4 protein-coding genes and 1 pseudogene are annotated in these 3,191 nt (G+C 36.8%); 1 reads left to right on the top strand and 4 read right to left on the bottom strand.

Features of this window, described 5'->3' with window-relative positions; genetic code table 11:
• Positions 1-24 precede the first annotated feature (24 nt).
• Positions 25-99: pseudogene (locus Aru01_RS18925) on the top strand (IS200/IS605 family transposase); the annotation flags it as partial.
• Positions 100-940: 841 nt separating this feature from the next.
• Here Aru01_RS18925 and Aru01_RS18090 read toward each other — a convergent pair.
• The 4 genes from Aru01_RS18090 to Aru01_RS18410 form a co-directional block, all read right to left on the bottom strand.
• A complete protein-coding gene (locus tag Aru01_RS18090) occupies positions 941-1,969 on the bottom strand; it encodes a DUF2931 family protein (RefSeq protein ID WP_016655986.1) in 1,029 nt (342 codons plus the stop codon).
• Between the two features lie 285 nt (positions 1,970-2,254).
• Positions 2,255-2,545: a hypothetical protein gene (locus tag Aru01_RS18085; RefSeq protein WP_016655985.1), complete on the bottom strand. Its 291-nt coding sequence runs from the start codon at positions 2,543-2,545 to the stop codon at positions 2,255-2,257.
• A 56-nt stretch (positions 2,546-2,601) separates the two neighbouring features.
• Positions 2,602-2,883: a hypothetical protein gene (locus tag Aru01_RS18080; RefSeq protein ID WP_040331122.1), complete on the bottom strand. Its 282-nt coding sequence runs from the start codon at positions 2,881-2,883 to the stop codon at positions 2,602-2,604.
• 49 nt (positions 2,884-2,932) lie between these two features.
• Positions 2,933-3,191, bottom strand: a 259-nt coding sequence (locus Aru01_RS18410; protein WP_042111767.1) for a hypothetical protein, incomplete at its 5' end; no start/stop codon positions are given.

The following is a 3,191-nucleotide window of genomic DNA, read 5'->3' as shown; positions in this document are numbered from 1 at the left end:
CGTTGAATTTAATGGGAAGCTGACCATATTCATTATTTGATCAATTACCCTCCTAAAGCCGCTATTTCAATCCGAGTAAATAGCTTAAAATATGGCTAACACCCGTCGCTTATATCCTCACCCTGAACGGTGAGGTTTTACGCTCCATTGGATAAAACCATTAAAACCTAATCCATCTACTCCCTTTTCATCATAGAACAAAAAAGTTCTCTCTTTATCTTCTTATCACTACTAAAAATAGACATCAATTCAATCTAATTATCTGAACACATAGACTAAAAATACATACTTATATTTACCGCTTAGGTTCTTGACCTGGTAAAAACGCCTTACCATCTACACAAATAAATTCAATTGTGCCTTTGGGCAGATTATTTGATCTCCAAAATTCTTTAGCCCCACCTCCATCCGGCAATGGTGCCCCCTGACAATCTCGAACAGAACTACCATCTGCATGCAGCAGTACTTTCTGTCTTGGTATTGGGCTAAATGAGTCAACAAAATCACTACAGCCAGTGATGAATATGATTAAAGTTGAGACTGATACTATTTTATAAAGATATTTGATAATAATTTCCTTGTAATTTACTCAGCCAGATATGATCTTTCGGTAGAATTAGACAGAAAAAATCAATGAAATTCTGAGTTAGAATACTCGTTCATTATCTTAATGCTAGGAAAGATTGCATGAGCTGTTTTATTAACAGCCACTATACTTAGACAAATTTAAAACCACATCTGATAGATGGGAATTACCAAAAGCAACTGTTGTATTGACACCTTCAATAGTCACAGAATCCCCAACAAAATGAGCATTGTCGTTCCAAATAACTCATCCATTTATAGTAAGTATCTAGAGCTTCTATCATGCTTGATAGATTCATTTAAATTTGGAAATTTTAGATACCAAACCTAATATATTGAAAGAACGAATACATTATTAATATTGATCTTTCTTTAATCTCTCCACATTTTGATTAAATATCTTCACACTAACTTTATTTTGCCCGTTATGTAGGACTGCTATCATTTTTCCATCAAGTAATTGAAATTCAAGAATGGCCGACATTGTCGCTTTCCTAAAAAAACCAGAAAAAAGATTAAAAATAGCCAAATCATCTTCGGGTTCTTCACCTTTTCCCCAATCTCCATCAGTGAAATAAACATGATGCTTATAACGAGTATTATTGATCTCATAATATAGAGTGATTACAGCAGGCACATGCTTCTCTTTACTCTGTTCCTGTTGCAACATATCATGAGTAACTAAATACTGTTCAGCATTGACATATTGAATATAATAGGCCTCTATCTTCAAATCTGATACCAAGATTTTCCAAGGGTATTTATTTTCACTATAAGCAAGCCAACGCCCAACAGGTATCGTTTTTTCCTGATACTGCTTTTGTATACGCTCTGGGAGTTTATTAAAACTCATTTCATAGTATTTTTCAGGTGTAACCCAAGTCCCATCAAAACCTTCAGCTTTTGAGAAATACCACCACTCCATTGCAAGTTCTTTAGCTTGAAAATGTCCCAACTCTACAACCCGAGCACCACTGGTTCGTAAATAAACTCGTCCACCTGGTTCAAAGGCAAAGTCTATTCCATCTTGATGGGCAAACGTTTTCTTTTGATATTCTAAAGTTAAAACTACAGCATGAAATTGATCTAAAATTTGCTCTCTCGGAAGCTCTATTTGAACCTGATAAAACTTACGTTCTGTTTCTGATAACCAAGTTAACTGAACAGCATCGGGTAATTTGACTTTGCGATCTGGCATTCCACCACGAATATAGGCACCTGTAGAACGCCATCCACCAGCGGCCCCACCAGAAAAACCGACTCTAACCTGATTATGACTGTAGAACCAAAAACAATCCCCTGTAAGCAAGCGGATTGGATAATGTCTGGGACTATATAATTCCGTGCTCCATTCAATTTTTTCAGATCTAAAAATTTTCTGCATAACATTTTCCAAAGTTTTCACTTATTAAGATTGAGTTTTTAACACTGACGATTTTTAAATAACCGTATATTTTAATTGCCCCACGTACAACACATTATTTCTTTGTCAAGATAAATATCATTCACACAAACAATCATCTGAATATTATAAATATCATAAAGTCGATGAATAATTAAGGTAATTTACTGCGATCATAGACTTGTCCCCACACACCATTAGGCACATCATCTTTAGCTTTAGCATACTCAAACAACACTTTTCAGACCCATTAACTGAATATAATTTTCACTTAGCTTTAGGTTGTTGACCCGGTAGATACGCCTTACCATCTACACAAACAAAATCTATAGTCCCATGTGGCAGATGATTATTATCCCAAAAAGCTTTAGTGCTTAAGCTATCAGCAGAACTCAACGCATTCCCCTGACAATCTTTTACAATCCCCCCCCATGAGTATTCTAGGTATTCATTTTTTCGATTGACATCCATGGGGAGAGGGCCAAAGGAGCCTAAGAAACACGCGGTTAAAGGAGCACTCATCAATACCAACAGCGCAACTACGCTTAATTTTTTCATTGTCTTTATCCTTGTTACCTCACCATCTAACTAATGAAACATTTAATGATTACTATTCACTTAGCTTTAGGTTGTTGACCCGGTAGATACGCCTTACCATCTACACAAACAAAATCTATAGTCCCATGTGGTAGATGATTATAATCCCAAAAAGCCTGTGTCCATGGGCTATCAGCAGCCCCCAACGCTTTCCCCTGACAATCTTTTACGATTCCTCCCCATGGATATTCTAGGTATTCATTTTTTCGATTGACATCCATGGGTAGAGGGCCAAAGGAGCCTATGAAACATGCGGTTAAAGGAGCACTCATCAATACAATTAAGCTCAATTTTTTCATGGTTTGGATCATTGGCGTACCATCTCATAAACATTCAGATGCTTCATTGTTACTTTTGATTCACTCGTTCTGTAATGCGGGGGATTTTACTGCGATCATCAATACTACCTGCAGGTGCATCTTTTAATAAATATGCCTTACCATCTACACACTTAAACTCTGTCGTACCATACGGCAGATGATTCTCATCCCAAAAACGTTTTGTTGTCAGGCTAGCTGCAGAACTCAGCGCCCCCCCCTGACAATCTGAAACAATTCCTCCGCTAGGATGTCTTAAGTATTCGTTTTTTCTATTGAAATCCATGGGC

This window comes from Acinetobacter rudis, from assembly GCF_000829675.1.
Lineage (GTDB): Bacteria > Pseudomonadota > Gammaproteobacteria > Pseudomonadales > Moraxellaceae > Acinetobacter > Acinetobacter rudis.
The sequence above is the reverse complement of the archived record's forward strand: the minus strand, read 5'-3'. Positions and strand labels throughout refer to the sequence as shown.

Coding starts and splice junctions, on each gene's coding strand:
- Aru01_RS18090 (WP_016655986.1), bottom strand. CDS start 1,969: ATGCAGAAAATTTTTAGATCTGAAAAAATTGAATGGAGCACGGAATTA.
- Aru01_RS18085 (WP_016655985.1), bottom strand. CDS start 2,545: ATGAAAAAATTAAGCGTAGTTGCGCTGTTGGTATTGATGAGTGCTCCT.
- Aru01_RS18080 (WP_040331122.1), bottom strand. CDS start 2,883: ATGAAAAAATTGAGCTTAATTGTATTGATGAGTGCTCCTTTAACCGCA.